3 protein-coding genes are annotated in these 3,396 nt (G+C 64.7%); all 3 read right to left on the reverse strand.

Annotated elements, in window-relative coordinates; genetic code table 11:
• Positions 1-1,241: UDP-N-acetylmuramoyl-L-alanyl-D-glutamate--2,6-diaminopimelate ligase (locus EOA28_RS29450; protein WP_128315559.1), on the reverse strand; the 1,241-nt coding region annotated here is incomplete at its 3' end.
• A 54-nt stretch (positions 1,242-1,295) separates the two neighbouring features.
• Positions 1,296-3,020, reverse strand: coding sequence for a penicillin-binding protein 2 (locus tag EOA28_RS29455; protein ID WP_126081990.1), 1,725 nt, complete (start codon positions 3,018-3,020; stop codon positions 1,296-1,298).
• Positions 3,017-3,394: a hypothetical protein gene (locus EOA28_RS29460; protein WP_245501621.1), complete on the reverse strand. Its 378-nt coding sequence runs from the start codon at positions 3,392-3,394 to the stop codon at positions 3,017-3,019. Before EOA28_RS29460 ends, EOA28_RS29455 begins: the two co-directional genes overlap by 4 nt.
• Positions 3,395-3,396: the final 2 nt, after the last annotated feature.

Raw genomic sequence — 3,396 nt, forward strand, 5'->3', positions numbered from 1 at the left:
GTCTCGGGCACTTCCGTGCGCGGATTGTCGTCGGTGACGATGACGATGTCGGCTCGCCGCGTCGCGATCTCGCCCATGATCGGCCTTTTTCCCCGATCGCGGTCGCCGCCGCAGCCGAACACCACGATGACGCGGCCCGTGGGGAAAGGTCGGACCGAGGTCAGCACGTTCTCCAGCGCGTCGGGCTTGTGGGCATAGTCGACATAGACAGGAGCGCCGGCGGCGGTGGCGCCGACGAGGTCGAGCCGGCCAGGCGCACCCTTCAATTTTTCCAGGGCGGCCAAAGCTTTATCCACCGGCGTTCCAGTCGCGATGGCAAGCCCCGCCGAGACCAGCGCGTTGGCGATCTGGAAATCGCCGGCCAAAGGCAGGTCGATCTCGTAGAGCACGGCGTCGGCCACGACCTCGGCGCGCTGGCGATGGCGCTCATGCTCCACCCGCTTCAGCGTCAGGAAATCGCCATGGCGGCCGACGGTCAGGACCTTGAGACCCGCCGCCTTTGCGGCTTTGATCGTCGGCTCCGACCACGGGTCGTCGGCAAAGACGATCGCGGGCGCGCCCTTCGGCAGCAGCGTGTCGAACAGGCGCAGCTTGGCGCGGTGATAATCATCGACCGTCGGATGGTAGTCCATGTGGTCGCGGCCGAGATTTGTGAAGGCGCCGGCCGCGAGCTTCACGCCGTCGAGACGGCGCTGGTCGAGGCCGTGGCTCGAGGCTTCCATCGAGGCATGGGTTACGCCGGCATCCGCCAGTTCCTTGAGCAACCGGTGCAGCGCCACCGGGTCGGGCGTGGTCAGCGAGCCATATTCGTTGCGGCCGGGCGCTACCACGCCGGTCGTGCCGATCGAGGCGGCGGCAAAGCCAGCCTGCTCCCAGATCTGGCGGGTGAAGGCGGCGACGGATGTCTTGCCGGCGGTGCCCGTCACGGCGACCATGGTCTCAGGCTGGCGGCCGAAGAAGCGGGCGGCGGCGAGCGCCAGCGCATGGCGCGGATCAACGACGGCAAGAACCGGGATCGACAGGCCGGAAACCGCCGTGCCCTTGCCTGTGACGATCGCGGCGGCACCCCGGCTGGCGGCATCGGCGGCATAGGCGGAGCCATCGGCCTTGCTGCCGGCAAGCGCAAAGAAGACGACGCCGGTCTTGACCGCGCGGGAATCGGAGGAAAGTCCGGTAACCTCCAGATCGCGGGAAGCTGTTCCCTCGACAGGCAGGATACCGGCTAGATCTTTTAGATGCATTGAGTCCCGTTCACTGCAACAAAATAGCGCGCAGTTGCCGGCGCGCCCCAAGAATCACTGATAGGAAACCAGCGTTGCACCATTTTCATGGCTGAAATCTGGCTTCACGCCAAGCATGGCCGCCGAGCGCCTGATGATATTGCCGGCGATAACCCCCGCATTGTTGGCGGCGACGTCCGTCATCCCGGGCTTTTCCGGATGCGGGGCGTCGGCGATCGTGAACACCAGAAATTGCGGATCGTCCATCGGGAAGGCGGCGACGAAGGTGTTGAAATTCAACTCCTTGGAGTAACGGCCGTTGATGACCTTCTCGGCCGTTCCGGTCTTGCCGCCAACGCGGTAGCCGGGAGCCCTGGCGTTTCTGGCCGAGCCCTTCTCGGCATTGAGCGTATAGAGATAGCGCATGCCTTCGACCGTCTTATCGCTGACCACTTTCTTGGCCACCGCCATCGCCTCCTGTTCGCTGCGGACCAGGAATGTCGGCTGGATCAGATAGCCCTGCATCAGCGCCGCGCAGCCGACGGCGGCCTGCAGCGGCGTCGTCGACACGCCATGGCCGAAGGCGATGGTGAACGAATTGACCTGTTTCCAGACCTTGGGTTCGGTCGGGCGCGCGACCTCCGGCAGTTCGGTCTGCATCCTGTCGAGGATGCCGAGGCGATGCAGGAATTCGCGGTGCCCCTCGATGCCGACAAGCTCTGCCTCCCTGGCCGAGCCGATGTTGGACGAATAGAGGAACACCTCCGGCAGCGACAGCACGCGGTTCTTGCCGTGGAAATCGTGAATGGCCTGATGGCCGACCCGGATCGGATGCGACGCGTCGAAGCGGCTGTTCATCGTCGCCTTGCCGGAATCGAGCGCCATCGCCGAGGTGAAGCTCTTGAAGGTCGAGCCCATCTCGTAGAGGCCCGCCGACATGCGGTTCAGCCGGTCCTTGTCCTGGGCATTGTACGGATTGTTCGGGTCGAAGTCCGGCACCGAGGCCATCGCCATCACTTCGCCCGTCTTGATGTTCAGCACGACGGCGCCGGCGCCCATGGCGCGATAGCGCTCGAGCCCAGCGGCGATCTCGTCGCGCACTACATGCTGGACGCGCAGATCGATCGAAAGCCTGACAGGCTTGAGGTCCTTGGCTATGGCAAGGCCCGACGCCTGCAGGTCGCTCAGCCCCTGCTCGTCGATATACTTCTCCATGCCGGAGATGCCCTGATTGTCGATATTGGTCAGGCCGACGATATAGGACGAGGTCTCGCCGCTCGGATAGAACCGGCGCTTTTCGGTGCGGAAGCCGAGGCCGGGAACGCCCAGCGCCATGATGTCGGCCTGCTGCTTCGGCGTCAGCTGGCGCTGCAGCCAGACGAAGCCGGCGCCGCTCTTGAGCTTGCGATAGGTCTGCTCGTAGTCGATCTCCGGCAGCACGGTCGACAATTTCTCGATCGCTTCGTCGGCATCGACGATGCGCCGCGGCTCGGCAAACAGCGACGCGGTCTTGATGTCGGTCGCCAGCACTTCGCCGTTGCGGTCGACGATATCGGGACGCGACGCGGTGACCCTGCTCTGCGGGCCGTCGGACAGGTCCGGATTCTGCAGGCCGAGATAGACAAGCCTGCCGGCAATCGTGGAATAGAGGGTGAAGAACACCGCCATCGTCATGACGATGCGGGTCCTGGCCTTGCCGCCCGTTGCCTTGCGCGCGGCGTCGACGACGATTGAGCCGTCCTCGACGGTCTTCTTCCGGCGTTTCAGCAGGTCGCCGATCCTTGGAAGCCCGCTGATCATTGCACCGTGCTCCCCGTGACGACGGGGTCCTTGTCGCCCCCAGGTCCATTGCCGGAACTGTCGGCCATGCCGCCAAGCCGCTGAGAGGAAAGGTCCTCGATGGTCAGCGGTTTCACCGGAATGTCGTCAAGGCCACCGATCTGGCGTGCGCCGACCGGTTCGAGGCCCAGCTGGCTCTTGTAGACGTCGGCAAGCTTCTGCAGCCGCGACGGCTGGGTAAGCAGGCTCCAATCCGCCTTGAGAAGATCGATCGTGTCTTCCTCGTACCGGATCTGCGCCTGGATCTTCTGCACGGACGCCAGTTGCTCCTCGGCCTCGCGCTTGGCCTTGTAGGTCAGGGCCGCGGCCGAGACCATGACGGCGATCAGGACTATGT

Source organism: Mesorhizobium sp. M2A.F.Ca.ET.067.02.1.1 (genome assembly GCF_004023285.1).
Classification (GTDB): Bacteria; Pseudomonadota; Alphaproteobacteria; order Rhizobiales; family Rhizobiaceae; genus Mesorhizobium.